The 25874-nt window shown below is 64.5% G+C and carries 30 protein-coding genes; 27 read left to right on the forward strand and 3 right to left on the reverse strand.

The genetic code is table 11. From position 1 onward, the window contains the following. Positions 1–62 precede the first annotated feature (62 nt). Positions 63–479: a hypothetical protein gene (locus NBH21_RS02560; RefSeq protein ID WP_250912830.1), complete on the reverse strand. Its 417-nt coding sequence runs from the start codon at positions 477–479 to the stop codon at positions 63–65. On the opposite strand from NBH21_RS02560, the gene NBH21_RS02565 reads away from it, so the two are divergent. From NBH21_RS02565 to NBH21_RS02600, 8 genes are all read left to right on the forward strand, one after another. Then, entirely contained in the window at positions 415–2916 is a 2502-nt protein-coding gene (locus NBH21_RS02565) for a heavy metal translocating P-type ATPase (protein WP_250912386.1), read from the forward strand. The genes NBH21_RS02560 and NBH21_RS02565 overlap by 65 nt on opposite strands. Before the next feature lie 72 nt (positions 2917–2988). Continuing rightward, positions 2989–3405 carry a Cu(I)-responsive transcriptional regulator gene (gene cueR / locus NBH21_RS02570; RefSeq protein ID WP_250912387.1) on the forward strand — a complete coding sequence of 139 codons (417 nt, stop codon included), beginning with the start codon at positions 2989–2991 and terminating at the stop codon, positions 3403–3405. Between the two features lie 86 nt (positions 3406–3491). After that, positions 3492–3698: a heavy-metal-associated domain-containing protein gene (locus NBH21_RS02575; protein ID WP_250912388.1), complete on the forward strand. Its 207-nt coding sequence runs from the start codon at positions 3492–3494 to the stop codon at positions 3696–3698. Between the two features lie 337 nt (positions 3699–4035). After that, on the forward strand, positions 4036–4386 hold the full coding sequence (locus NBH21_RS02580; protein ID WP_250912389.1) for a carboxymuconolactone decarboxylase family protein: 351 nt from the start codon (positions 4036–4038) through the stop codon (positions 4384–4386). Between the two features lie 90 nt (positions 4387–4476). Next, entirely contained in the window at positions 4477–4827 is a 351-nt protein-coding gene (locus NBH21_RS02585) for a hypothetical protein (RefSeq protein WP_250912390.1), read from the forward strand. Positions 4828–5248: 421 nt separating this feature from the next. Next, the gene (locus NBH21_RS02590) at positions 5249–6298 is read left to right on the forward strand and encodes an acyltransferase family protein (protein WP_280924837.1); all 1050 of its coding nucleotides are present in this window, start codon (positions 5249–5251) and stop codon (positions 6296–6298) included. A gap of 383 nt (positions 6299–6681) precedes the next feature. Further along, on the forward strand, positions 6682–7278 hold the full coding sequence (locus NBH21_RS02595; protein WP_250912392.1) for a hypothetical protein: 597 nt from the start codon (positions 6682–6684) through the stop codon (positions 7276–7278). Positions 7279–7606: 328 nt separating this feature from the next. After that, positions 7607–8821 (forward strand): DNA-packaging protein, encoded by a 1215-nt coding sequence (locus NBH21_RS02600; protein ID WP_250912802.1) that lies wholly within the window; start codon positions 7607–7609, stop codon positions 8819–8821. Here NBH21_RS02600 and NBH21_RS26025 read toward each other — a convergent pair whose 3' ends face one another. Further along, a complete protein-coding gene (locus tag NBH21_RS26025) occupies positions 8822–8956 on the reverse strand; it encodes a hypothetical protein (RefSeq protein WP_280513847.1) in 135 nt (44 codons plus the stop codon). Between the two features lie 354 nt (positions 8957–9310). Here NBH21_RS26025 and NBH21_RS02605 point away from each other — a divergent pair, with 354 nt between their 5' ends. The 11 genes from NBH21_RS02605 (at position 9311) to NBH21_RS02655 (ending at position 16356) form a co-directional block, all read left to right on the forward strand. Continuing rightward, positions 9311–9931 (forward strand): lysozyme family protein, encoded by a 621-nt coding sequence (locus tag NBH21_RS02605; RefSeq protein ID WP_250912393.1) that lies wholly within the window; start codon positions 9311–9313, stop codon positions 9929–9931. Further along, positions 9906–10331 (forward strand): hypothetical protein, encoded by a 426-nt coding sequence (locus NBH21_RS02610; protein ID WP_250912394.1) that lies wholly within the window; start codon positions 9906–9908, stop codon positions 10329–10331. Before NBH21_RS02605 ends, NBH21_RS02610 begins: the two co-directional genes overlap by 26 nt. 87 nt (positions 10332–10418) lie before the next feature. Then, positions 10419–10727: a Dabb family protein gene (locus NBH21_RS02615; protein ID WP_250912395.1), complete on the forward strand. Its 309-nt coding sequence runs from the start codon at positions 10419–10421 to the stop codon at positions 10725–10727. Between the two features lie 71 nt (positions 10728–10798). Beyond that, a complete protein-coding gene (locus NBH21_RS02620; RefSeq protein ID WP_250912396.1) occupies positions 10799–11980 on the forward strand; it encodes a phage portal protein in 1182 nt (393 codons plus the stop codon). A 270-nt stretch (positions 11981–12250) separates the two neighbouring features. Further along, the gene (locus NBH21_RS02625; protein ID WP_250912397.1) at positions 12251–12574 is read left to right on the forward strand and encodes a DUF6107 family protein; all 324 of its coding nucleotides are present in this window, start codon (positions 12251–12253) and stop codon (positions 12572–12574) included. Between the two features lie 114 nt (positions 12575–12688). After that, positions 12689–13264, forward strand: coding sequence for an HK97 family phage prohead protease (locus NBH21_RS02630; RefSeq protein ID WP_250912398.1), 576 nt, complete (start codon positions 12689–12691; stop codon positions 13262–13264). A gap of 14 nt (positions 13265–13278) precedes the next feature. Next, positions 13279–14565, forward strand: coding sequence for a phage major capsid protein (locus NBH21_RS02635; RefSeq protein WP_250912803.1), 1287 nt, complete (start codon positions 13279–13281; stop codon positions 14563–14565). A gap of 301 nt (positions 14566–14866) precedes the next feature. Then, positions 14867–15436: a head-tail connector protein gene (locus NBH21_RS02640; RefSeq protein WP_250912399.1), complete on the forward strand. Its 570-nt coding sequence runs from the start codon at positions 14867–14869 to the stop codon at positions 15434–15436. Positions 15437–15438: 2 nt separating this feature from the next. Beyond that, entirely contained in the window at positions 15439–15774 is a 336-nt protein-coding gene (locus tag NBH21_RS02645; RefSeq protein ID WP_250912400.1) for a phage head closure protein, read from the forward strand. Further along, a complete protein-coding gene (locus NBH21_RS02650) occupies positions 15771–15959 on the forward strand; it encodes a hypothetical protein (RefSeq protein ID WP_250912401.1) in 189 nt (62 codons plus the stop codon). Before NBH21_RS02645 ends, NBH21_RS02650 begins: the two co-directional genes overlap by 4 nt. Then, positions 15940–16356: a DUF3168 domain-containing protein gene (locus tag NBH21_RS02655; protein ID WP_250912402.1), complete on the forward strand. Its 417-nt coding sequence runs from the start codon at positions 15940–15942 to the stop codon at positions 16354–16356. The genes NBH21_RS02650 and NBH21_RS02655 overlap by 20 nt, the downstream gene beginning before the upstream one ends. On the opposite strand, the gene NBH21_RS02660 is transcribed toward NBH21_RS02655, so the two are convergent. Continuing rightward, a complete protein-coding gene (locus NBH21_RS02660) occupies positions 16345–17541 on the reverse strand; it encodes an MFS transporter (protein WP_250912403.1) in 1197 nt (398 codons plus the stop codon). The two genes, NBH21_RS02655 and NBH21_RS02660, sit on opposite strands and share 12 nt — an antisense overlap. Positions 17542–17649: 108 nt before the next feature. On the opposite strand from NBH21_RS02660, the gene NBH21_RS02665 reads away from it, so the two are divergent. From NBH21_RS02665 to NBH21_RS02700, 8 genes are all read left to right on the forward strand, one after another. Continuing rightward, the gene (locus NBH21_RS02665) at positions 17650–18057 is read left to right on the forward strand and encodes a phage major tail protein, TP901-1 family (RefSeq protein ID WP_112831351.1); all 408 of its coding nucleotides are present in this window, start codon (positions 17650–17652) and stop codon (positions 18055–18057) included. Then, positions 18057–18464 (forward strand): gene transfer agent family protein, encoded by a 408-nt coding sequence (locus NBH21_RS02670; protein ID WP_250912404.1) that lies wholly within the window; start codon positions 18057–18059, stop codon positions 18462–18464. The genes NBH21_RS02665 and NBH21_RS02670 overlap by 1 nt, the downstream gene beginning before the upstream one ends. Next, positions 18461–18670, forward strand: coding sequence for a phage tail assembly chaperone (locus tag NBH21_RS02675; RefSeq protein WP_250912405.1), 210 nt, complete (start codon positions 18461–18463; stop codon positions 18668–18670). The genes NBH21_RS02670 and NBH21_RS02675 overlap by 4 nt, the downstream gene beginning before the upstream one ends. 243 nt (positions 18671–18913) lie before the next feature. Continuing rightward, entirely contained in the window at positions 18914–19501 is a 588-nt protein-coding gene (locus NBH21_RS02680; protein WP_250912406.1) for a phage tail tape measure protein, read from the forward strand. 12 nt (positions 19502–19513) lie between these two features. Then, entirely contained in the window at positions 19514–20155 is a 642-nt protein-coding gene (locus tag NBH21_RS02685; protein WP_250912407.1) for a DUF2460 domain-containing protein, read from the forward strand. Continuing rightward, positions 20152–21045 carry a DUF2163 domain-containing protein gene (locus NBH21_RS02690; RefSeq protein ID WP_250912408.1) on the forward strand — a complete coding sequence of 298 codons (894 nt, stop codon included), beginning with the start codon at positions 20152–20154 and terminating at the stop codon, positions 21043–21045. The genes NBH21_RS02685 and NBH21_RS02690 overlap by 4 nt, the downstream gene beginning before the upstream one ends. Before the next feature lie 464 nt (positions 21046–21509). Beyond that, entirely contained in the window at positions 21510–21947 is a 438-nt protein-coding gene (locus tag NBH21_RS02695) for an NlpC/P60 family protein (RefSeq protein WP_250912409.1), read from the forward strand. Positions 21948–21956: 9 nt separating this feature from the next. Continuing rightward, on the forward strand, positions 21957–25799 hold the full coding sequence (locus NBH21_RS02700; RefSeq protein WP_250912410.1) for a baseplate multidomain protein megatron: 3843 nt from the start codon (positions 21957–21959) through the stop codon (positions 25797–25799). Positions 25800–25874: the final 75 nt, after the last annotated feature.

Raw genomic sequence — 25874 nt, forward strand, 5'->3', positions numbered from 1 at the left:
TCAACGGTCAAGGCATCTGTACTGCATGAGAAATGTAAAACACGCTTTACGTGCTTTGACAATTAAATAAATCCATAGGTAGAGTTCACGTCGATATCGACGACAGGTTGCAGGATGGGTTTGCGGCCGCGTAATGGAAGGGAAGGGATGCACGACTTTTGACATTCGGGCGACGCGGTCTTGCGAACGGCGTTGGAGGTCTGGGGACCCGCTTCCTTTTGTCCCGTCATGATCTTGAAAAAATCCTGCCTTGCCCCTTGACCCTCCCATGATGGGAAGGTCCATCTATGGTGCGGTTCTCCACCGGGCGTGACAGGCGCGGGGAGGGGTGTGGCGATGGATTTCGGGCCTTGCCGGGACGGATCGGGCGAATGCTGATCCGGCGATGGCGCAATGGGCCCAGAGGTGACGATGATGAACGAGATGCCGAGAAACAAAGCGCCGGCCGCCCAGCCGATCATCCTGCCGGTCGAGGGCATGACCTGCGCCTCCTGCGTCAAGCGGGTCGAGAAGGCTGCCGCCAAGGTGCCGGGGGTTGCGGCAAGCGCCGTGAACTTTGCCACCGAAACGCTGAGCGTGACGCCGGGGCCCGGTTTTTCGGCTGAGGCTCTGGTCAAGGCGGTGCAGGATGCGGGCTATGAGGCGAAGGCCGAGACGGTGACGCTCGATATCGAGGACATGACCTGCGCCTCCTGCGTCTCAAGGGTGGAAAAGGCCCTGAAAAGCGTGCCGTCCGTCGAGAGCGCGGCCGTCAACCTTGCAACCGGCAAGGCGGTGGTGACAGTGCTTGGCGGCAGAAGTGCCGTTCCCGCTCTCACAAAGGCGGTCGAGAGGGCCGGCTACAAGGCGAAGCTGCAGGCCGAGGCCGGCGAGACGGATACCCACGAGGAAGCCAAGGAACGAGAGATCTCCCGCCTGACGCGTGATTTCTGGACAGCGCTGGTGTTTTCGCTGCCGCTCTTCGTGATGGAGATGGGCAGCCACATCTATCCGCCGCTGCATCACAGGCTGATGGACATCTTCCCCGGCAACCTCCTGAATTACATCCAGTTTATGCTCGCGACGCTGGTGCTTTTCGGCCCCGGCCGCCGTTTCTTCGTCAAGGGCGTTCCGGCGCTTTTGCGCGGCGGGCCGGACATGAATTCGCTGGTCGCGATCGGCACCGGTGCCGCCTATCTCTATTCGCTGGCGACCACCTTCGCGCCTGACGCGCTGCCCTATGAGGCGCGGCACGTCTATTACGAGGCGGCGACCGTGATCGTGACGCTGATCCTGCTCGGGCGGCTGCTGGAAGCGCGCGCAAAGGGCCGCACCGGGGCTGCGATCAAGAAGCTTGCCGGCCTGCAGGCCAAGACCGCCCGCGTCGAGCGCGATGGCGTAACACTGGATATCGCCGCGTCCGACGTGGTGGCCGGCGATGTCGTGGTGGTGCGTCCGGGCGAGCGCATTCCGGTCGACGGCAGCGTGATCGACGGTGCCTCCCATGTGGACGAGGCGATGATTTCGGGCGAACCCGTGCCGGTCGAGAAGACTGCCGGCGCAACCGTGATCGGCGGCACGATCAACGGCAAGGGTTCCTTTCGGTTCAGGGCCGAGAGGGTCGGTTCCGACATGATGCTCTCGCAGATCATCCGCATGGTGGGCGAGGCGCAAGGCGCGAAACTGCCGATCCAGATGGCGGTCGACAAGGTGACGGGCTGGTTCGTTCCGGCGGTGATCGGCATTGCCGTGCTGACATTTTTCGTCTGGCTCTTCGTCGGGCCGGAGCCGGCCTATACCTACGGGCTCGTTGCTGCCGTCGCCGTTCTCATCATCGCTTGCCCCTGCGCCATGGGGCTTGCCACGCCGACCTCGATCATGGTCGGTACGGGCAGGGCCGCCGAACTCGGCGTTCTCTTCCGCAAGGGCGAGGCGCTGCAGACGCTGAAGGATGTCGATACCGTCGTGATGGACAAGACCGGCACGATCACCAAGGGCCGGCCGGAACTGACCGATATCGCGGTTGCCGAGGGCTTCGAGGAGGACAGGGTGCTGGCGCTGGCCGCAAGCCTTGAGGCGCGCTCCGAGCATCCCGTGGCCGAGGCCATCGTGAAGGCCGCAATTGCGCGGGGGCTTGCGGTCGAAGCGTCCGACACCGTCGAGGCGGTTGCGGGCTACGGTATCGCCGGCAGGGTTTCCGGCGTCACGGTGACGGCCGGTGCCGACCGCTACATGGCAAGGCTCGGCCTCGACGTATCGATCTTCGGCGAGACGGCGGCACGGCTGGCATCGGAGGGCAAGACGCCGCTCTATGTCGCGCTCGACGGCCGGCTTGCCGCCGCGATTGCGGTTGCCGATCCGTTGAAGCCGACCAGCATTCAGTCCGTCAAGGCATTGAAGGCGCTGGGATTGTCGGTAGTCATGGTGACGGGCGACAATCGCCGGACGGCGGAAGCGATCGGGCGGGCGACCGGGATCGACGAAGTGGTGGCGGAAGTGCTGCCCGAGGGCAAGGTGAAGGCGATCGAGGCACTGCGCGAGAAGGGCCGCAAGGTGGCCTTCATCGGCGATGGCATCAACGACGCGCCCGCACTGGCCAGCGCCGATACCGGCATTGCGATTGGAACCGGAACGGATGTCGCCATCGAAAGCGCCGACGTGGTGCTGGTCGGCGGCGACCTCTCGGGCGCGGTGCATGCCGTGGAAATCAGCCGCAAGGTGATCCGCAATATCGGCCAGAATCTTTTTTGGGCCTTTGGCTACAACATATTGCTGATCCCGGTTGCGGCGGGCATCCTCTACCCGCATTTCGGGATCATGCTCTCGCCAATGGTGGGCGCCGCAGCCATGGGGCTTTCGAGCGTCTTCGTCCTGACCAATGCGTTGCGATTGAAGCGGGCTACCGTGACGGACATCAGCACGGCGGGGGCTATGTGATGCGGGCGGTTGTGAAGGAAGGCCATCGGGCTGGGAAACTGGGCATGAAAACGGAAAGGAAAGGAGTGACGCATGAACATCGGTGAAGCTTCTCACGCCTCCGGCGTTTCGGCCAAGATGATCCGCTATTACGAGGAAATCGGTCTGGTTCGCCCGGCCATGCGCACGGCCAGCAATTACCGCGTCTATGGTGACGACGAGGTGAACCGGCTGCGCTTCGTTCGGCGCTCCCGCGACCTCGGCTTCTCGCTGGACGAGACGGAAAAGCTGCTGGCGCTCTGGGCCGACAAGGAAAGGGCGAGCAGCGAGGTGAAGAAGCTGGCACTGGACCACATTACCGAACTCGAGGAAAAGATCGCCTCGATGAAGGCCATGGTGGCGACGCTGAGCGATCTCGCGGAAAGCTGTCACGGCGACCACCGGCCGAGCTGTCCGATCCTCGCGGATCTGGCCGGCAGCGGCAAGACGCCGCGCCAGTGCGACAGCTGACCCTGCATTTTGTCTATTGACCTTCCCATGATGGGAGGGTGCAAGAGAAACGGATCCGATGCGTCGGAAACGGAAGGAAGATGACGATGAACGAGATTGTACGCTTTGCGGTGGAAGACATGACCTGCGGCCATTGCGAGAAGGCCGTGACCAAGGCTCTGGGCGAGGCCCTGCCGGGTGCTGCCGTGACGATCGACCTGAAGGGACACGAGGTTTCCGTGGCCGGCGACGCTGCCAAGGCCGAGGAAGCGATACGCGAGGCCGGCTATACGCCGGTCCGGAAAAGCGCCTGACGGCGCAGGCCCTGGCGCATCGAGCTTTCCGAAGATCGGGATCGATTTTCGGAGAGCTTGATGCGCAGATTCAATAATTCGGAGCGTCTTTTGTGCGTCCTGATGGACGCACGGCGCTCCAGGGTAAGGGGTCCGAAAACGGCCGGGAGCGATCCCGGCCGTTTTCTTTTTGTGGGTTGGCTTTGTTCTTCAATGGATTGAGAACGAAAAAGACGGAGCGCTGTGCGCCCGCTAGTCCAGTTTGCCGCACCATGTCTTTCCGTCGTTTTCATGCTTGCGGCAATCCGAAATCTTCATGTATATGAATTTATATATGTTTTGATTGAAAGGGCGACCGATGAGCAAGGACTATCTCGACATCACGAAGGAAATTTCAAACGGTATCAAGACCTTGCGCAAGGATATTCCCGACGTCATGGCCGGCTTCTCCGCCATGGCGCAGGCTGCCACCAAGGCTGGCGCGCTGGACAAGAAGACCAAGGAACTGGTGGCGCTCGGCATCGCGATCTCCACCCGCTGCGATGGCTGCATCGGCTTCCATACCGAAACGCTGGTCAAGCTCGGTTGCACCAAGGCGGAATTCGAGGAAACGCTGGGCATGGCGGTCTACATGGGCGGCGGCCCGTCGCTGATGTATGCAGGTCACGCGATGACGGCATGGGAACAGTATGGCGGGGCGGCGGAGTAAGGAAACGGGTGCGATCCGCCCAGTATTGGCGGTTCTCCGGCGGAGGCCTCGACGCTAGGTTGAGCCTCTGTCTTATGAGGAGTCCCTGCCATGCGTCGCATTGTCCCGATCCTGCTTTTTCTCGTCGGCATGCCTTTCGCGGCGAATGCGGCCGAGCCGAACTTCTACGAAAAGGAGATCGGTTCGATCAAGGATTGCGACGCGATTTTTACCGCCAATACGCCGGACTGGAAAAACCGGCCGGAATTCATCACGCGTAACCTCTCGGGTGGACGCAAACAGGTCGTGCAATGCCTGCCCGACGGCGTCGTCGAACTCTATTGCGATCCGCAGAACCGTCACTCGATGGCTGCGGTGCTGGAAGGCGAGACGCTGCCGGCCTGCAGCAAGATCACGCCCGGCATCAAGGTTCGTAACGTGGATACGCTGATTGCCCGATAGGGGCGATACGGCCTTTCGACGTGATCTCACGGCGAGGGCCGTTCAGCGGGGGAGTTCCGTTGCGGACAAAATTCAACAAATAGGAAAAATATCCTTTATGGCGCGAGCCATGGCGGTAACCGTCCGAAAACGGCCGGGAGCGATTCCTGCCGGTTTCTTGTGGGGACCGCACCAAATACCGACGGTCCTCTCGGAATTGGGCTCTCGTGGTCGATGCTACACGTTTGCGTGCATGCTGATGTCGGGTTTTGCTATCCAAGGGTTGTGAAAAATTAAGAGAGCCCCGGTAGGTTATGCAATCTCTCGGTGTGTTTTTGTTTTGGCCTGCTCCTGAAGCGGACAGGTCTCGGCTGGAGGTTCCACGTCCTCCAGACGTCAGTTTGTTGGATCAGATAATTTTCTCAGTTTTTTTGGAATGCAGATGAAGCACCTTTATGGACTGGACATTTTGCGCGTGGTTGCCGCCCTTTCGGTCATGCTCTACCATTTTGCTTTTCGTGGGGAAGCCGCCGGTGAACTGCCGTCCCTCGACCTTCCCGAACTCCTGAAGACGGTCGCCCGCTATGGCTATCTGGGCGTCAGCATGTTCTTCATCATCAGCGGGTTTGTAATCTCCTATTCTGCCGAGGACCGAAAACCGTACGACTTTCTCGTCTCCAGATTTGTTCGCATTTATCCGACATTTCTTATTCTCATGAGCCTCACGGCGGCGACGATCGCGCTCTCCGGCAACCCGCAGTTTCACATCGACCTGAAGCAATATGTTGCGAATGTTCTCGTCTTTTCCCTCATACTGGGAGAGCCATTCGTGGACGGCGTATATTGGTCGATCGTGCTGGAGATCGTGTTCTATGGCTGGATCTTCCTGCTCATCGCACTTGGACAGTTTCGGCACATCCTGAGTATTCTGCCGATCTGGATTGCCTTTTCATTTGTCAACGAAGTCTTCATTGGCTCGGAGAACCTGCAAAACCTGTTCATTACCGAATATAGCGGCTTCTTTTCGCTGGGGATTGTCATCAACAAGCTGAAGCGTAAGATTTCCCTCTACGGGATCGCGCTGTTCTTCATGGCCGGCGCCTATTCCCTGTTCACGGCTCTTTCAGGCGCGGCCTGGTACGAGGAAGCCTATTCTGTTGATTTCTCAAGGGAAGTGATCGCGGGGATCATATTTGCATCCGTTGCCGTTTTCTTCCTGTTCATCAATTTGAAGATCGACAGCAGATACTGGCCTGTAGCGCGCCTTCTCGGAGGGGCCACCTATGCGCTCTACCTCGTCCATCAGAATATCGGCTATATCGCAGTGACAGCCTTGCTGGACCGGTTCTCTGCGGGCAGCGCGATTGCGATAGTTTCCACTGCGTTCATCGTGTTTTCCCTTCTGTTCCATCTCTTGGTCGAACGAAGGTTGAACACATTGATCAAGCGGTATCTTCTAGGCTTTTTCACTCCCAAGACCCGGACGGCTTGACGTCGCTTCCGGTCTTACGGGCAACATCGGGACGTTGCCGATAGTGCGCCTTGAGACCCCGCACACGCCTGGGAGCGCACTTCGGCGGGCGGCACGCTATTCAGGCCAGTCGAAGCGACGCTACGAGTAGGCCGGTTTAAAGGGTACGATAGACTGAATTCAGGAGATAGGAAAATAATCCTTGACAGCGTGACGGTGGTTTGATAGGGTTCAGGCATCGTCGGAGAGTTGCGGCTGGAGCGGAAGGCTTCGGGGTGCGGTCTTCGGCAAAGGGATTGTAGCAGGGCTCGGGCGACCGGGCCTTTTTTATTGGCCGGTGGTTGCCTTGCGAAGCCGGCGGTGAGCGGGAGGCGGCGATACGCAAAGAGCGGGAAATCGATCTCATGCTGTCGGGCCGCGAGCCTTTTGCTTTCGAGCGTGAGGGCGAGGGCTGGAGCTTCGAGCAGATCGGGCGCGCGGCCGAGCGCGTGGTGCTGGAGTTGAAATCGGCTGAAGGCCTTTCCGCCGCTGACCGCTATGAGCTGCTGCTCAATGAGTTGATGGGCGAGATGGCGCGGCAGTTCGAACTGTTTCGCAACCTCCGGGCTTCGGCGGAAGCGATGCTTTCGCGGATCGAGGTGGAGGGCGGAGCGGCCGACGATGCGGCGGCAAAGCTTGCCCGCGCCGACGCCAAGGCGGCGACCGATGCGATCTCGCTGATCGTCCGAACGCTGGAAAAGGTCGATGCGCTGCAAAGGCAGTTTGCCCGCGACCGGGCGGAAGCCGAGGAACAGCGAGCCGAGAGCGAGGATCATGACCGGATACGACAGGAACTCGCGGACCTCATCGAAGAGCGGGCACTGGAACGCGCTGCCGGCATGCTGGCCGCGCGCGGCGACGGCGTTGGAAATGCTGATGGTGTCGCGGCTGGTTGTGCCGGTCTTGGGTGTGCCGGTCTTGGGTGTGCAGGTCCTGGGGCCGGATGTGGGCCTCCCGGATAACCGGGCGACGGGGCGCGGGAAGACCGCAAGGCTGGACAAGGCACTCACGATCGCTGTGACGAAGACGGAACACACGGGCCGTCAGGCACTCGACGCGCTCGGGCAGATACTGGGATCTCTGGTCGAGATTCGCCAGGACATCGGCTTGATGGCCGGCGATAGCTGCCGGAATTCCACAATGCCGGTGGCGCGAGAAATACCCATCGCGGATGGCGAGGCGGAAGCGGGCGGGCAATCGGAGATGACGGAAGACGGCGATGGCCGGACCGGCGCTGTGGCAGGTCTCGACGCGTTGTTGCGCTCGGCACCCTTGGGCGCGATTGCGGCGATGCGGCGCGACTGGCGGTTTCTGGCGCGGGCCGAGCAATTGCCGCCGCAGGGTGACTGGCTGACATGGCTGATGATGGGCGGGCGCGGCTCCGGCAAGACGAGGGCCGGCGCGGAATGGGTTCAGGCCATGGTGCGGGCGGCAGGGCCGAAGACGGATCTCAGGATCGCGCTGGTGGCGGAAACGCTGGGCGATGCCCGAGAAGTGATGATCGACGGCCCTTCGGGGTTGGTGCGCATCGCAACCCGCATGCGACCGGACGTGGAGATCAGCCGGCGCAGGCTCGTCTGGCCGAACGGCGCGGTGGCGCAGATTTTCTCCTCGGAAGATCCCGAAAGCCTGCGCGGCCCGCAATTCCACTTCGCCTGGTGTGACGAACTGGCGAAATGGAAACATGCGCAGGAGACCTTCGACATGCTGCAATTCGCTCTGCGTCTCGGGACCGCACCCCGGCAGGTGGTGACCACCACGCCGCGGGCGGTGCCGCTGCTAAAGCGGTTGATCGCGGAGCCCGGAACCCGGCTGACGCGTCTCTCGACCTCGGCGAATGCGGGCAATCTGGCCCCCGGCTTCATTGCCGCGCTGGAGCGTCGCTACGGCGGCACGCGGCTCGGGCGGCAGGAACTGGGCGGCGAACTGATCGAGGATCGCGAGGACGCGCTGTGGAAGCGCGACCGTCTGGAAGGCATCACCATACGATTGACCGAACCGCTCCGGCGCATCGTCGTCGCGGTCGATCCGCCGGCGGGGAGCGGCGAGCGCTCCTGCTGCGGCATCGTCGTGGCCGGTCTGATGGAAAACGGGCAGGCGGTGGTGCTGGCGGATGTGTCCGTCGAAGGCAAAAGCCCGGCGGTCTGGGCAAGGGCCGTGGTCTCGGCCTATCGCCGCTTCGAGGCCGACCGGGTGGTGGCGGAAGTGAACCAGGGCGGGGAGATGGTGGCGGCCACGCTGAAAAGCGTGGAGGCGAACCTGCCGGTCAGCATGGTGAGGGCGACGCGTGGCAAGTTTCTAAGGGCCGAGCCGGTGGCGGCGCTCTACGAACAGGGCCGCGTTCTGCACGCGGCCCGGTTTCAGCAATTGGAAGACCAGATGTGTGACTTCGGCCCGGAGGGCCTGTCGTCAGGGCGCTCGCCCGACCGGCTGGATGCGCTGGTCTGGGCGCTTACCGCGCTTCTTCTCGAAGGCGCGGGCGAACCGCGCATTCGCGGGATCTGATTACTTGGAAGAGGACGAGGACGGCTGGGTGCTGCCCTGGCGCATCTGGCGCCATTCGCTTTCAAGACGCTCCATCACATGGGCGGGAATGGTGGCGGCGGCGGTCTTCGTCTGGGTCGTGCTGTTGGTCTGCATCGATCTACTCCTCACGGCTCAAGGTTAGGCCAGAAACGCTGTCTGCAGGTGCCTAAACGTGGAATGAGCGGGAAGGTTCCACAGAGTTAAATCTTTGTAAATATGAGGGTTAAGCTCCTTAAACGATTGAAATTATTTTAAACGTTTGAATCCCTCAGGAAATTTTCACTCTGGTTAACGCGGGCGTTTTTCGAGCCGGCGAAGCAGGATCCTTTTTGCAACTATAAAGATCATTGAAGTGTAACTATATTTATAGTTGCATTGAATCGTGCGGTAAACGCGACGGATGCTCCCTCGGCAAGGCGCCATTGGCCGGACCGGGAAGGGGGTGACGTCCGGGACAAGGGGAAGGCGATGAGCAGGATCAACCGGGGTTTCTTCTACGACCGGGTGCGCATGGCATTGTTCAACGGGCGCATCCAGCCGCCGCAGGCGCAGGGCATGGAGGCGATCCTCGACCACTGGGAGGCGACGAGCCCCGGCAATGACGACCGGTGGCTCGCCTACATGCTGGCCACCGCCTTTCACGAGACGGCGCGCACCATGCAGCCGGTTCGTGAGACCTTGGCGGCGACCGACGCAAAGGCGATTGCCATACTCGACCGGGCATTCGCGCGCGGGCAGCTTCCCTGGGTCAGCAATCCCTACTGGCGGCCCGATGCGCAGGGCAAATCCTGGCTCGGGCGCGGACTGGTGCAGCTCACCCACAAGACGAACTACGCGAAGATGAGCCCGCTGGTGGGAGAGGATCTTGTCGCCGATCCGGCGAAGGCCATGCAGATGGACGTGGCGATCAGGATCATGTTCATCGGCATGGAAAAGGGCTCCTTCACCGGGGCGCGGCTCGACCAGTTCTTCAATCCGGGCCGTGAGGATTGGGTGAATGCCCGCAAGATCATCAACCGGCTCGACCGGGCCCTGCAGATCGCCGATTACGGGAGGGCCTTCTATGGCGCGATCAGTTATACGACCTGACCTGCTCTTGGCCGGCCTGCTGCTTTCCGCGACCGGAACGGCCGCGGCGGACGAAGTGATCGAACTCGGCTGCAGCGCCGAGGTGATCTATTACTGCCATCCGGCCTGCGAGGAGGGTGGCGGTTTCGCCGATTTCTCCTTCAGCACGAAGGACGGCAAGGTGAACTATTGCTGTGGCGAACGCTGCGACGAGGGACGCATCGGCGAGGTGAAGACGGCGACGGGAACGCGCGACGACGAGCGCTACGTGATCTTCCGTATTCTCGCGGAGGGGGAGGTTCCCTTCGAGGTTTCGGGCGCGGCTTCGCTGAAGACGGGGGTATTCGGGGCTGAAGGTGACGTGGGACGCATGATCGGCACCTGCATCACCGGAACCGCCGGGCCGAAGCCGGACGATTGAGCCGGGCGCGTGCGCATGCTATCGCGGATAAGGGCTAGGCGAACATGCTGCGCCCCGCATCGATAGCTGCCTTCGGAGTGCATGTCCTTGATCCGTCATATCGTGTTCTTTTCCGTGCCTGACAGGGCCAATCTGGAGCGCGTACGGTCGGGGCTTTCGATCCTGACCGGGATACCCCATGCGCGGCATCTGGAAATCGGCACGAGCGTGAAGAGCGATCTCTACGACACGAGCGTCGATCTGATCGTCTATGGCGAGTTCGACGACGAGGCGGCGCTTGCCGCCTATCGGGCGCACCCGCTCTATCAGGAATCTATTGCCCGCGTGAAACCGCTTCGCGAACTCAGGATCGCGGCGGACTACGATGTCGCCCATGCGGTGACGCGGCCGGTCTGAAGACCGGGCCGAAGGCCTTGCCTGTCTTAGGCAGAGGCTTTTCCAAGAATAACGACTGAAGGATCCAGCCGATGAGACTGTCGTTTCGTCTGCCGTGGCGTGGCCCGGCGGAAAGTTCACCCGTGTCCGCAAATACGGTGAGCGATACCAAGGGAGCCGTCGGAGCGGGCGGTTTGTCGCTGATCGCGGCGGAGGCGGCTGCGCACTGGACGGGCCGTTCCTATGGGGCGCTTGCCCGCGAGGGCTTCATGAGAAACCCCGTCGCCCACCGCACGGTGCGGCTGGTAGCGGAGGCGGCCGCGGCAATCCCCTGGCTTGCCTGTGAGGACGGCCGCGAGCTGAGCGATCACCCGGTGCTGGCGCTGATCGCCCGGCCGAACCCGCGCATGGGCGGCCCGGACTTCATGGAAGCGCTTTATGGCCACTTGCTGCTTTCGGGCAATGCCTATGTCGAGCCGCTGACACTCGGCGAACGGTTGGCCGAACTGCACCTGCTGCGGCCCGACCGGGTGAGCGTGGTGACGGGCGCGGACGGCTGGCCGGAGGCCTATGACTACCGGGCCGATGTTGGCCGCCGTCGCATCGCCGCCGGTCGCGACGGGGAGGGGCTGCTGCATCTGAAGCTCTTTCATCCGCTCGACGACCAGACGGGTTCTCCGCCGCTTGCCGCTGCCCAGGTCGCGCTCGACCTGCACAATGCGTCGGGTCGCTGGAACAAGGCGCTGCTCGACAATTCGGCGCGACCCTCCGGCGCTCTGGTCTATCAGCCGAAGGAGGGCGGCAACCTTTCCGCCGACCAGTATGAGCGGCTGAAGCAGGAGCTGGACGAAGGGTATTCCGGGCCGATGCGGGCCGGTCGTCCTCTGCTTCTGGAGGGTGGGCTCGACTGGAAGTCGATGGGGCTCTCGCCGAAGGACATGGACTTCGTCGAGGCGAGAAACGGCGCGGCTCGCGACATCGCGCTCGCCTTCGGTGTGCCGCCCATGCTGCTCGGCATTCCCGGCGACAACACCTATGCCAATTATCAGGAGGCCAACCGCGCCTTCTACCGGCTGACCGTGCTGCCGCTGGTCACGCGCACCGCCGCACGGTTTTCGGCATTCCTTTCAGGGCTTTACCTGAGACCGTTGAATCTCGTTCCCGACCTCGATCAGGTGGCGGGACTTGCCTCTGAGCGCGACGCGCTTTGGGCGCGGGTAGGGGCGGCGGACTTCCTGTCCGAGGAGGAAAAGCGCGAGGCCGTGGGGTATTGAGATCCTCGGCCGGCGGGAATTTGGCCTCCGGCTGAATCAGAAAATGAACGCCTTAAAGTGCTGCATGGGGAAGCGGAATCGGAGTGTGAGGTTCTGCCTTCAAGCGATTCTTTCGACTCGACAAAACCGCTCCGCTTAAAGCGCCGCGTGAAGGCGCTTCCGTTCGTTCTATGGACGGAGAGGAGGAGACCGGCCGCCGCCATCGTAAGACGAAATCCTGGCGGGATCGTGCGGCCGGTCGGAATTTATCTTAGCTGCGAGAGATTAAAAATGACTGACTTCAGCCACGACGGCGGCGTTTCCGCCGCCCGCCTGATCGGCGCGGTCGCGGGCTCGGCGATCTCGCTCGTCTATCTCCTGCCCAGGGGAAATCGCGAAGCGGCGACCCGCTTCCTGACCGGCGTTGCCTGCGGCCTGATCTTCGGCGGTCCGGTGGGGCTGTGGCTGGTGCACAAGCTCGACGTGGCCGCAAGCCTGTCGCCGCAGGAGACGATGCTGGCGGGAGCGGCGGCCGCTAGCCTTTCTGCATGGTGGGCGCTCGGCGTGCTGGCGCGCTTTGCCCAGCGCTATGGCGGGCGGCCGCCCGAAACCTGACCGCGACCGGGCAGGCATTTTCATCCGGCTCCCGGACGCCACTCTCCCCAACGAGAGGTGAGGTCTCCCATCGCCGCCGGACAGACACATCATTCCATGACGAGGAGTAGGACGATGACGCCGAAGCGCGAACCGCCTTCGCTGACCCATACCCGTGCCAACCTGACGCTGAAGGGCGTCTCGGGCGACGGGAGTTTTTCCGGCTATGCCAGCCTGTTCGGCGAGGTGGACCTCGGCCGCGACACCATCGTGTCAGGGGCCTTTTCGAAATCGCTGAAGGCGCGCGGTGCCGCCGGTGTGCGGATGCTCTTCCAGCACGATCCCGCCGAGCCGATCGGCACATGGAAGGTGATCCGCGAGGACGAGCGCGGCCTCTATGTCGAGGGCGTGCTTTCGCCCGGCGTGGCGCGTGCCCGCGAGGTGCATGCGCTGATGAAATCCGGCGCGCTGGATGGGCTTTCCATCGGCTTCCGCACCGTGCGTGCGCGCTCCGACAAGGGAAGCGGCGTGCGCCGCATCCTCGAGGCCGATCTCTGGGAGATCTCGGTGGTGACCTTCCCCATGCTGCCGGCGGCACGGGTCTCGAACGTGAAACATGCGCGGTTCTACCGCGACAGGGAAACCGAGCTCGTCCGCGCCATGCGCCGGGCAGCGCGGGCAATGGCGACGAGTGTCTTCAGGAAAGGATGACGAGAATGGAAAACATGCATGACAAGCAGCCTGCAAAGCGCGGTTCTTCCCTGGGAGTGGCCCCGGAAGTGGCCCCGGAAGTGAAGGCCGTGCCGGACGGCGTGACGGCGGCCTTCGAGGACTTCATGGGCGCTTTCGAGGCGTTCAAGGAAGTCAACGACCGCAGGCTTTCGGAAATCGAGGAAAGGCTCGTTTCCGACGTCGTGACCCACGACAAGGTGGAGCGCATCAACAAGGCGATGGACGACCAGAGCCGGATGATCGACGAGATGCTGCTGAAGAAGATGCGTCCGTCGCTTTCCCGAGGCGGGGCAGGCGAGATCGAGGCGGCCGAGCACAAGGCGGCCTTCGACGCCTATATCCGTCGCGGCGACGAAAGCGGCCTGCGCGAACTGGAAGCCAAGGCGATGAGCGCGGGTGCGCCCGCCGACGGCGGCTATCTGGTGCCGCCGGAAACCGACAGCGAGATTGGCCGCCGGCTTTCCGTCGTCTCGCCGGTGCGTGCGCTGGCAAGCGTCAGGCGGGTTTCGGGTTCGGTGTTGAAGAAACCCTTCTCGCTGGCCGGCATGACGGCGGGCTGGGTGTCGGAGACCGCGGCGCGGCCGCAGACGGCAACGGCCCAGCTTGCCGAACTCTCCTTCCCGACCATGGAGCTTTACGCCATGCCGGCCGCAAGCCAGGCGTTGCTCGACGATGCGGCCGTCGACATCGAGGCCTGGATCGCCGGCGAGGTGGACATCGCCTTTGCCGAGCAGGAAGGCACGGCCTTCGTCACCGGCGACGGCGTGAACAAGCCGAAGGGTCTGCTTGCCTACGATCAGGTGGCCGACAGCGCCTGGGAATGGGGCAAGATCGGCTATGTGGCGACGGGGGCCGCGGGGGCGTTTTCCGCCGCCGGCGCCTCCGACGTTCTGGTCGACGTGGTCTATGCGCTGAAGGCCGGTCATCGCCAGAATGCGAGCTTCCTGATGAGCCGCAAGACGCAGGGGCAGATCCGCAAGTTCAAGGATGCCGACGGCAACTACATCTGGCAGCCACCGGCCAAGGCAGGTGAGGCGGCCTCGCTGATGGGCTTCCCGGTGGCCGAGGCCGAGGACATGCCGGCGATTGCCGCCGACGCAACCGCGATCGCCTTCGGCGACTTCCGCGCCGGCTACCTCGTGGTCGACCGGGTGGGTGTCCGCGTGCTGCGCGACCCCTATTCGGCCAAGCCCTACGTGCTGTTCTACACCACCAAGCGCGTCGGCGGTGGGGTGCAGAACTTCGAGGCGATCAAGTTGGTGAAGTTCTCGGCGAACTGATGAGGCGGGATGGGGCCAGTCGCGCTCCATCTTCAACCGTCCTTGTCTCTTAACCCTGACCGGGGTCGAGCCGTATGCCTGGCCTGTCCTTCTGCCCGCAGGCGGGAAGAGGGAGCGGAGACGGCGCGGCATTCCTAACCCTCCCCCTTGTGGGGAGGGTGGCCGGCAGGCGGGCGGGGTTTTGATGTGGAGTGAAGACCCCTCCCCAACCCCTCCCCACAAGGGGGAGGGGCTCCACGCACCGCGCCATGCCGCTGCTTTCGGCGGATAACGGCCCATGCCCCCAATACAGGAGACATTCATGACCTATATCCCGACCGTGCCGCCCGCGGGCGAGCCGGTGACGCTGGCCGAGGCCAAGGCGCATCTCAGGGTCGATACCGATGACGAGAATGCGCTGATCGAGGGGCTGATCACGGTCGCCCGTGAGCATCTGGAACGCGAGACCGGCCTTGCGCTGATGACGCAGGGGTTCCGGCTGGCGCTCGACCGCTGGCCTGACGATGGCGTGATCCGCATCGAGCGCGGTCCCGTCAGCGCAATCGAGACCGTGACCGTCTATGACGAGGCGGGAGAACCGTCCCTCGTGTCGCTCGCAGATCACCTACTGGAGGGCAACGGCCGGCCGGCGCGGCTGTGGCTTCGCGAGACGCCGGCGCCGGGCCGCGCGATCAACGGCATCGAGATCGATTTCATCGCGGGCTTCGGCGATACCGGCGCGGAGGTGCCGGGCACGCTGAAACGGGTGATGCTTTCCCATGTGGCGCTGATGTTTTCCGTGCGCGGCGCGGTCTCGCTGGAGGACCAGCCGGCGGCGATGCCGGCGGGCTACGAACGGCTGATCGCACCTTATCGCCGACGGAGGCTCTGACCATGGGGATTGCCGATTTCGACCCCGGCCGGCTCAGCGCCCGGCTGTTGCTGGAGCGTCCCGTGCCGGTTTCCGACGGGCAGGGCGGTGCTGCCGAGACTTTCGAGGTGGTAGCCAGCGTCTGGGCGCTGGTGACGCCGCTTGCCGCGAAGGTCGAGGAACGGGCAGGCGCCGAGACCGTGGAGATTACCCACGAGATCTGGGTGCGCCGGCGCGGCGATCTCGTCTCGGGCATGCGTTTCGTGAAGGGCAACAGGCATTTCACGGTGGAAAGCGTGCGCGATCCCGATGAGAGCGGCCGCTATCTCGCCTGCCGCTGCCGGGAGGAAGGGCGATGAAGGCCGCGATACACCTGACCGGCGGAGATCTGAAGACGGCGCTGTCGCGGGCGCTTTCGACGAGGCTTGCTCGACGTTCGAAGGACGGACGCGAAGACGTGGGGCTGGCCTTGTCATCGAAACGCGGCGGTGCGGCAGACGATAGAACGGCGGAAGGTGAGACCGATGGCAAATCCGGTGAATGAACTGCTGAAGGCGGTCCATACAAGGCTGGTCGCCGATGCGGCGCTTGTTGCCGTGATCGGCGCGGACGGCATCCGCGACCGGCGCATAGCGGGCTTGCCGCTTCCGGCGCTGGTGATCGGCGAGGTGGAGACGCGGGACTTTTCGACCGCGAGCGAGGACGGAGCGGAAATCCTGCTGACGCTGGAGGCCTGGTCGAAGGTGAGCCGACGTGAGGCCGAGGAGATCGCCGGGGCGGTGCGAAGGCTGTTACATGATGCGACGTTGGATGTGGCTGGGCATGCACTGGTGAGCTTTGCCCATCGGGCGAGCGTCAGCCGGCGCGAGCCGAAGACAACGCTGTTCGTGGCGGAGGTGCAGTTCCGGGCTGTTCTGGAAACGCTTGTGTCAACCGGTTGAGCCGGCGCGCTTTTCGATACGAGAAAGGCTGAGGAAGGCCACGAGCGAGACGACGGCGAGGCCTGCGCAATAGGCGAGCACGGCATTGGGGCCGCCGCGATCGATCAGGAAGGTGACGATGACGGGCGCGATCGCCATGGCGAGATTGGCCGGCAGCGACAATTGCGCCGAAAGCTGCGCGTAGCGGCTGGCGGAGAAGAAGCCGAGCGGCAGGAGCGCCCGCGACAGCGCCGAGATGCCCGATCCGAAGCCATAAAGCGCGATGAACAGGAAGAGCGGCAGGGCGGCGCCGCCGGACAGCGCGAGCACCGGCATGGCGACGAACATCAGGAGGCATGCGAGCTTGCCGGAAAACAGCGGCGAGGCCTTTTTGCCGGCCAGCGTATCGACGGCGCGGGCGGCGATGCCGAGCACGGACCTGAGCGAACCGAGCTGCAGGGCGACGGCGGCGGATGCGCCGGACTGCTGCAGCAGCTCGAGGAGCGACGGGGCGAGGCCGAGGGTGAGCAGGCTGAAGGTGATGGTGATGACCGCGATCAGCCGGAAGGCGAGGCGGGACTGGTCGGGCGACAGCGCGAGCGGCTCCCGATCCGCCGAGGCCTGGCCCGCCGTATTGCCATCCGATGGGGCGGGCAGGCCGAAGAGATGCAGCGGCGCGAGCAGCAGCAGATGCAGGAGGGCAGCACCCATGAGCGTAGGCCGCCAGCCATAGAGATCGCCGAAGAAGCTAAGCGCAGGCCAGGCGAAAGTTGCCGATAGACCGGTGAAGATCATCAGAAGGCCGATGCTGCGCTTGGCATCGGAACCTTCGCGCTCGACGACGGCGGCATAGCAGGGAACGGACAGTCCGAAGGCGCCGCCGAAACCGATGACCAGCCAGGCGGCGAAATAGCTTGCCGGACCCTGCGCTATCGAAAGCATGAACAGGCCGGCGCTGAAGGCAAGCGAACCGGCGGCAAGGACGCGGGCTGCGCCATGACGTTTCAGCAGCCGTCCGACCAGCGGGCCGGCGAAACCCGAAACCAGCATCATCACCGTGAGGCCGGCAAAGGCCATCTCGTTCGACATGCCGAGATCGGCGGCGATGCGCCGGCCGAAGACGCCGGGCATGTCGAAGCTCACGCCCCAGCCGGCGATCTGGCTGACGGCGAGCAGGGCGATGAGGCGGAGGCGCGAAGACGACATGAAGAAATTCCGGAGGGGCCATTTCCTGTACGGCTTTCCGAAGTCGCGGGCAACCGGCGAGCCTCCCGGAAAATCCACGGAACGAACGGACAAGAGAAGGAAACCGACATGGTCGCACAGAAGGGCAAGGACCTGCTGCTCAAGGTTCTGGATGGAAGCGCATACATGACTGTCGCCGGGCTGCGCTCGAAGCGGCTCGCCTTCAATGCCGAGACGGTCGACGTGACGGACGGGGAAAGCGCCGGTCGCTGGCGGGAACTGCTGGCCGGAGCCGGCGTGCAGCGCGCCTCGCTGTCCGGCGCGGGCCTGTTCAAGGACCAGGCCTCGGACGCGCGGGTGCGCTCGGCTTTCTTCGCCGGCGAGATTGTCTCGTGGCAGGTGGTCATTCCCGACTTCGGCACTGTGACTGGCCTCTTCCAGATCACCGCGCTCGAATATGCCGGCGCGCATGACGGCGAGGTGACTTTCGAACTGGCGCTGGAATCGGCGGGACAACTTTCCTTCGGGGCGCTCTGATGCGGGGCGCGGGCGATCTTGCGCCTTCGGTCTTCAGGGCGAACCGCAGGCGCGGCGAGGTGGAGGCGGTGATCGACGGCGAGCGCGGCATTCTCTGCCTGACGCTCGGCGCGCTGGCCGAGCTGGAAACGATGTTTCAGGCCGATAGCCTGGCAGGGCTTGCCGAGCGCTTTTCCAGCGGGCGGCTGAAGGCGGCGGATCTGATGAGCATCATCGCCGCGGGCCTGCGCGGCGGCGGCAACCGTTTCAGCGACGAGGACGTGGGCTGCATGGCGGTCGAGGGGGGCGTGGCGGGTGCCGCCGCGGTGGTGCGCGAACTGCTGACGCTGACATTTGCCCCTGATGAGGCGAGCAGGACGATCGACGGGTCCGGCAAGTCCTCCCCGGACCGTTGCCAGGACCCTTGAGAGCCGCAGGCGACAAGACGGGAGCGCGTCCCTTTCCCTGGGGGGCGGTGCTCGACACTGGCCTTTGCCGCCTGCGGCTCGATCCGAAGCGTTTCTGGGAGCTGAGCCTCGTCGAGTATGCCGCGATGACGGGTGCATTTGCGCCGCGGCCCGGCCGGTTGAGGCGGGACGGGCTGGAGATGCTGATGCGGGCCTTTCCGGATTGAGGGGTGGGTCTCGTTTATCTGCCACGAGTCTGCACCTAACCCCAACTGTCCCTGCCCCTCACTCTGACCCTAACCTTCTCCCCGCTTGCGGGGAGAAGGTGCCGTAGGACGCAGGCGGATGAGAGGCCGAAAGGGTCTTTCAGCCCAAGGACTTGGGCTGGCTGGATGCCTGTGACGAGCACAGGCATGACGGTGCGGAACGTATCGAACTTGCCTCCGTTTTGTTCAAAGGAGCATTCAACCATGAATGACGACGGTCTTTCGTTTGCGGTCGAGCTGGATGCGTCGACGGCGCTGAAGGTGCTTGACGATCTTGAAAACCGCTCGGCGAGTTTCGGCCGGGCGCTGACCGGGGCGCTGAAGAGCGCCACCATCGGCGGCAAGGGGCTGGACGATACCCTGAGGACGCTGGGGTTGCGGCTTTCCGACGTGGCGCTGGCCTCCGGGCTGAAGCCGCTCGAAACCATGCTTTCGACGCTGACCTCGGGGCTGATCTCGTCGCTGACGGCGGGGTTCGGTTCCATCCTGCCCTTTGCCGATGGCGGCGTGCCGGGACGGGTGACGCCGTTTGCAACGGGTGGTGTGGTCTCCGCGCCGACCTATTTTCCGCTGGGCGGCGATCTCGGCCTGATGGGCGAGGCGGGTTCGGAGGCGATCCTGCCGCTGAAGCGCGGGGCTGACGGTTCGCTCGGGGTTGCCGCGGGCGAAGGCGGAACGACGCAGATCAATTTCAACGTGACGGCGACGAATGCCGCGAGCTTTGCCCGCAGCGAAGGCCAGATCACCGCGATGCTGGCCCGCTCGGTCGGGCGCGGCCGGCGGAATCTGTAGGGAGGCATGCCGATGGCAGACGGTTTTCACGAGGTGCGGTTTCCGCTGCGCCTGTCGCTCAACGTGACGGGCGGGCCGGTGCGGCGCACCGACATTGTCAACCTGTCGAACGGCAGGGAGGCGCGTAACCGCCGCTGGCGCGACAGCCGGCGCGCTTACGATGCGGGGTCCGGGATGCGCTCGGTGGCGGACCTTTACGAGGTGCTTTCCTTCTTCGAGGCGCGGGGCGGCGGTCTCCATGGCTTTCGCTTCCGCGATCCGGTGGACGGGAAATCCTGCGCGCCCGACCGGGCGGTAACGCCCTTCGACCAGGTGATCGGCGAGGGGAACGGCGAGACCGTGACCTTCCAGCTTGCGAAGACCTATGGCGATGCGGCGGGCGAATGGCGGCGGGTGATCGCCAAGCCGGTGGCGGGCACGGTGCGGCTTGCGGCCGAGGGCGTTGAACTCCCGGCTTCCGCCTTCACCTGTGATGCGGCGACCGGTCTTGTTGTCATCGATGAGGATTATATTCCTCAGTCCGGCGCGCTTGTACGGGCGGGATTCGAATTCGACGTGCCGGTGCGCTTCGATACCGAGCGCATCGATCTCAACATCGAGGCCTTCCGGGCCGGTCGCATTCCCACCATTCCGCTGATCGAGATCCTGCCATGAGAAAGATACCGCAAGCACTGGCCGCCCATATCGAGGGCGGAGTGACGACGCTTTGCCGCGCCTGGCGGGTGGAGCGCAGGGATGGGGTGGTGCTGGGGTTTACCGAGCATGACCATCCGCTGGTGTTTGCCGGCACGACATTCCGGGCGGCGAGCGGCTTTACCGCGAGTGAAGCGCGGGAGACGGGCGGCATGGCGGCGCCGGCGGCGGAGGTGACCGGCGGCTTCTCCAGCGAGGCGATCACCGAGGCCGACCTTGCGGCCGGGTGCTACGACGGCGCACGGGTGGAGGTTTTCCTCGTCAATTGGCAGGAACCGGAGGCGCAGCACCTGCTGGTGTCCGTGAAGGAAATCGGCGAGGTCTCGCGGGCCGGCGAGGCCTTTACCGCCGAACTTAGGAGCTTCGCCCACCGGCTGTCGCAGGAAAACGGGCGGATCTACAACCGCCGCTGCGACGCGAGCCTCGGCGACGGTCGCTGCGGCATCGACATGACGGCGGGCGGGCGGCGGCTTTCCGGGACGGTGGTTGCCGTTGAAAGCCGGGACCGGATCGTGGTTGTGCTGCCGGCAGGCGTCGCGGACGGGCATTTCCGGCTCGGCCGGCTGGTTTTCGATACCGGCGCCAACGCCGGCGTCTCTGTTCAGGTGGAGGACAGCGAGGCGGCGACGGGCGGGGTGCGGCTCAGACTCTGGTTGCCGCTGGAAGGGGTGCCGGAGGCGGGAGACGCAGTCACCGTTTCCATCGGTTGCGACAAGGCGTTTTCCACCTGCCGCGACCGGTTTGCCAACGCCGCGAACTTCCGGGGCTTTCCGCATATGCCGGGCAGCGACTTCGCCTATTCCTACGTGAAGGGCGAGAGCCTGCATGACGGGAGCGTGCTTTATGAGTGAGGCTGGTTCCGGTTCGTCATGCCTGTGCTCGTCACAGGCATCCCGCCGGCCCAAGTTGTCGGGCTGAAAGGGTCTTTGGACCCGACGGACGTCGGGTCGCCGGATGCCGGAACAAGCCCGGCATGACGGGGGAAGAGGTCGCGCTTCTCAAAGATCTGGCCTTGCCCCTCATCTCTGCCGGGAACTTCGCCCCGCAAGTGTCAGTATAAACGCATAGGGAACGTGCGCGTTGCGGCATTCTTAACCCTCCCCCTTGTGGTGAGGGGTCCGCAGGACGCAGGCGGGAGGGGTTTTGCTACAGAGCGAAGACCCCTCCCAACTCCTCCCCACAAGGGGGAGGGGCTCCCGCACCGCCCACATGTCCTTGATACGAGCTTTATCTACCGCTTGTGGGGAGGCAGGGCCGCAGGACGCAGGCGCATGAGGGGTGAACTGCAATCCTTTCAATTCCGGGAGGGCATGCCATGACTGCCATGGGCAACCGCGTTCTGGCTGCGGCCGGGCGCTATATCGGCACGCCATATCGTCATCAGGGATCGGCGGCGGGGATCGGTTGCGATTGCCTCGGACTGGTGCGCGGTGTCTGGCGCGATCTTTATGGCGAAGAGCCGGAGGTAGTGCCGGTCTATGCGCCGGATTGGGCGGAAAGGGCGGGTAAGGAGCGGCTGCTCGATGCCGCCATGAGGCATTTCGTGCCAGTTTCAAGTCTTGCGGAAGCAGAAGCGGGCGATCTTTTGGTCTTCCGCTTCCGTCCGCACTTCGCCGCCAAACATGCCGGTATTCTCTCCGGTCCCGACCATTTCATCCATGCCTATGAGCAGGCGGCCGTGATCCGCTCGGCGCTGGTGCCGGCGTGGAAAAGACGGGTTGCCGGCGTCTTTCGTTTTCCCGACATTCTCTGAGGTCCTTCCATGGCGACCATTCTTTTCCAGGCGGCGGGTGCGGCACTCGGCTCCGTCTTCGGCCCGCTGGGCGCTGTGGTCGGCCGGGCCGCCGGCGCGCTTGCCGGCAGCGCCGTCGACCGCATGCTGATCGGCGGTTCGACGGTGACGGGGTCGCGCCTCTCGGCGGCAAGGCTGCCGGGGGCCTCGGAGGGAACGGCGATCCCGCGGCTTTACGGCACAGCAAGGCTCGGCGGCACGCTGATCTGGGCGACGCGCTTCGAGGAGGAGGTGACGACCGAACGCGCCGGCGGCAAGGCGACGGGAACGCGGGTGAAGACCTACAGCTATTTCGCCAACGTCGCCTTCGGGCTCTGCGAAGGGCCGGTGGCGGCGATCCGAAGGGCGTGGGCCGACGGGCAGGAAATCGACCTGACCGGCCTGGAGATGCGCTTCTATCCGGGGTCGGAAAGCCAGCTTGCCGATCCGCTGATCGAGGCGAAGCAGGGGGCGGGCAATGCGCCTGCTTATCGCGGGCTTGCCTATGTGGTGTTCGAACGGCTGCCGCTCGACGATTTCGGCAACCGCATTCCGTTGTTGCAGTTCGAGGTGATCCGCCCGGTCGGCAGGCTGGAAAGCGATATCCGCGCCGTGACGATCATTCCGGGCGCGACAGAGCACGGCTATGCGGCAACGGCAGTTTCGGAGCAGGCGGGGGATGGCGAGGAGCGCATTCTCAACCGCAACACGCTGACCGCCTCGACCGACTGGCAGGCCTCGATAGATGAACTACAGGCGCTTTGCCCGAATCTCGAAAACGTGGCGCTGGTGGTGAGCTGGTTCGGCACGGACCTGAGAGCCGGCGAATGCCGGGTCGTGCCGGGCGTCGAGGTTTCTTCCCGCGATGACGAAAGCCGGGCGTGGCGCGTTTGCGGCATGGGGCGGGCGGAGGCACGGCTGGTGAGCCGCCATGAGGGCGGCCCGGCCTATGGCGGCACGCCTGACGATGCAGGCGTGGTCGAGGCGATCAGGGATCTGAAGGCGCGTGGGCTGAAGGTGACGCTCTATCCCTTCCTGATGATGGATGTGCCGGCCGGCAATGGCCTGCCGGACCCCTATGGCGGCGCGGAACAGGCGCCCTATCCCTGGCGCGGGCGTATCACCTGCCATCCGGCGCCGGGGCGCGCCGGTTCGCCGGACGGGACGGCGGGCGCAAGGGGAGCGGTCGGGGCCTTCTGCGGCTCGGCTGAGGCCGGTGATTTCACGGTGTCGGGAACTGCCGTCGCCTATGCCGGCGTGGACGAGGGCTATCGCCGGTTGGTGCTGCATTATGCGTTGCTGGCCAAGGCGGCCGGCGGCGTCGACGGCTTCCTGATCGGCTCGGAACTGCGAGGGCTGACGACGCTGAGGGACGGGGCGGACGCCTTTCCCTTTGTCGAGGCGCTGGTGGAACTGGCGACGGATGTCAGGGCGATCCTCGGGGCCGGCACGAAGATCACCTATGGCGCGGACTGGAGCGAATATTTCGGCCATCATCCGCAGGACGGGACGGGAAACGTCCATTTCCACCTCGATCCGCTCTGGGCCAGCCCCGCGATCGATGCGGTCGGCATCGACAATTACATGCCGCTCTCCGACTGGCGCGACGGCGATCTGGAGGCTGGCAATCCCGATGGTTTTGCCACGCCCGACGATGCATCGGCGATGGCCGTGCAGATAGCGGGCGGCGAGGGGTTCGACTGGTATTATGCGAACGATGCCGACCGGGCCGCGCGCATCCGCACGCCTATTACCGACGGGCTGGCCGGCAAGCCCTGGGTCTTCCGCTACAAGGATATCGCCGGCTGGTGGGCGAACCGTCATTACGACAGGGTGAACGGTGCGGAGAAAGCTTTGCCGACGGCATGGACGCCGGGGATGAAGCCGGTCTGGTTCACCGAACTCGGCTGTCCGGCACTCGACAAGGGCGCGAACCAGCCGAATGTCTTCGTTGATCCGAAATCGGCGGAAAGCGCCTTGCCGCATTTTTCGGGAGGTGTCAGGGCGGATAGCCAGCAGCGGCGTTTTCTGGAGGCCCATCTTGGCCATTGGCAGGGCGCGGGCGTGCCGGCCGGTATGGTCGATCCCGACCGGTTGTTTCTCTGGTGCTGGGATGCGCGGCCGCAGCCGGCCTTTCCGCTCGACACCGGGCTCTGGGCCGATGGTGGCAACTGGCGGACGGGCCACTGGCTGAACGGGCGGCTGGGCACGGCGACACTTGCCGATACGCTTGCCGCAATCCTCGACGACCACGGTTTTTACGACTACGACGTGTCGGAAGTGGCAGGCGATCTCGGCGGCTATGTGCAGGGTGATCTCGCTTCCGCCCGCGGCCTGATCGAGCCGCTGGCCGAGGCCTTCCTGATCGACGTGATCGAGGACGGCGCCGTCCTGCGTTTCCGTTCGCGGGCGGCCGCCGGGCTGGCCGCAACGGCAATGCCGGTTCTTGCCGATATCGAAGACGAACCGCTTTGGCGGGAAACGCGCGGCCATGACAGCGATTTCGCCGCCGAAGCGATGCTGACCTTCTACGACCCGGCGGCCGATTACGCCGAGGCGAGCGTTCGCTCGCGGCGGGTGGAAGCGGCGACGACGCGCCAGCTCGCCCGCGATCTCGCGGCCGTCATTCCCGAGGAAACGGCGCTCGCGGCAGCGGAATCCATGCTGCGCGACTACCGTATTAGGCGCCGGCGGTTGGAACTTTCACTCGGACCGGGCGAAATCGAGGTGCAGCCAGGGGATATCCTGGCCTTTCCCAAGGGGCCGGCGGGACGCTTCCTTGTCGAGGAAATCGACGACGGTGCGGCTCGGCGGCTGACGCTGCGGGAGGTGGCGGCGGCGACATCCGCGCTCCGGGTCTCGGCGGCGGACGGGCGCGTTCCGGACAATCCGGCATCGGCGGGCTTTGCACCGCTTCTCGCCTTCATGGACCTGCCGCAATACGCGGCGGGAGAGGCGGCGGGCTTCGCGCGGGTCGCGGGCTTCTGCCGGCCATGGCGGCGCATCGCGATATCCGCCTCCGCCGAGGCGGAAGGCTATGGGCTGCGCACTGTTCTCGAACGCCCGGCGACCATGGGCGTGCTGGCCGCTCCGCTGCTGCCCGGCGTCTCGGGACGCTTCGACATGGCGCGGACGCTGGACGTGACGCTTTCCTTCGGCGGTCTTTCCTCGGCGAGCCGGCTCGCAGTGCTGAACGGGGCGAACCGGCTGGCGGTGCGTTCCGCCAGCGGAGACTGGGAAATCCTCGCCTTTGCTGGAGCGCAGGAAATTGCTGCGGGGCGCTGGCGACTGACGGCCCTGCTGCGCGGTCTTGCCGGCACGGAGGATGCGATGGCGGCGGGTGCCGTTGAAGGCGCGACCGTGGTGCTGCTGGACGAGGCAGTGAAGCCGGTCGGGCTTGCGGGAGAAGAGGCGGGGCTGGCGCTGAACTACATTGCCGAGGCTGCTGGTGGGGTGGCTACAGCCAGGGGACCGTTCGTATTTACCGGTGGCATGAGGGCTCAGACGCCGATTGCTCCGGTGCACCTGCGGGCCACGAGAGCGCCGGAGGGCGATATCGCACTCGGCTGGGTGCGCCGCGGCCGTGTCGATGCCGACAATTGGTTGGGTGCCGACATTCCGCTTGATGAGGCGGAGGAGATGTACCGGGTCGAGGTTATCGACGGAAACGTGCCAGTGCGCACGGTCGAGGTCGGCGAGCCGCGCTGGATCTATCCGCAGGCGCTGGAGCTTGCCGATTTCGGCATGTCACAGACGTCTCTCAGATTTCGCGTCCGGCAGATCGGGCGGGTGGCGATGGGGACTGCCGCCGAGGCGTCGGTGACGGTGGGGTGACGTCAGGCGTTGGGCACGGCCCCTCGTCCGCCTGCCGGCACCTTCTCCCCGCAGGCTGGGAGAAGGGACAAGCGG

Origin of the sequence: Ciceribacter sichuanensis, from assembly GCF_024055605.1 — a bacterium.
Taxonomy (GTDB): domain Bacteria; phylum Pseudomonadota; class Alphaproteobacteria; order Rhizobiales; family Rhizobiaceae; genus Allorhizobium; species Allorhizobium sichuanense.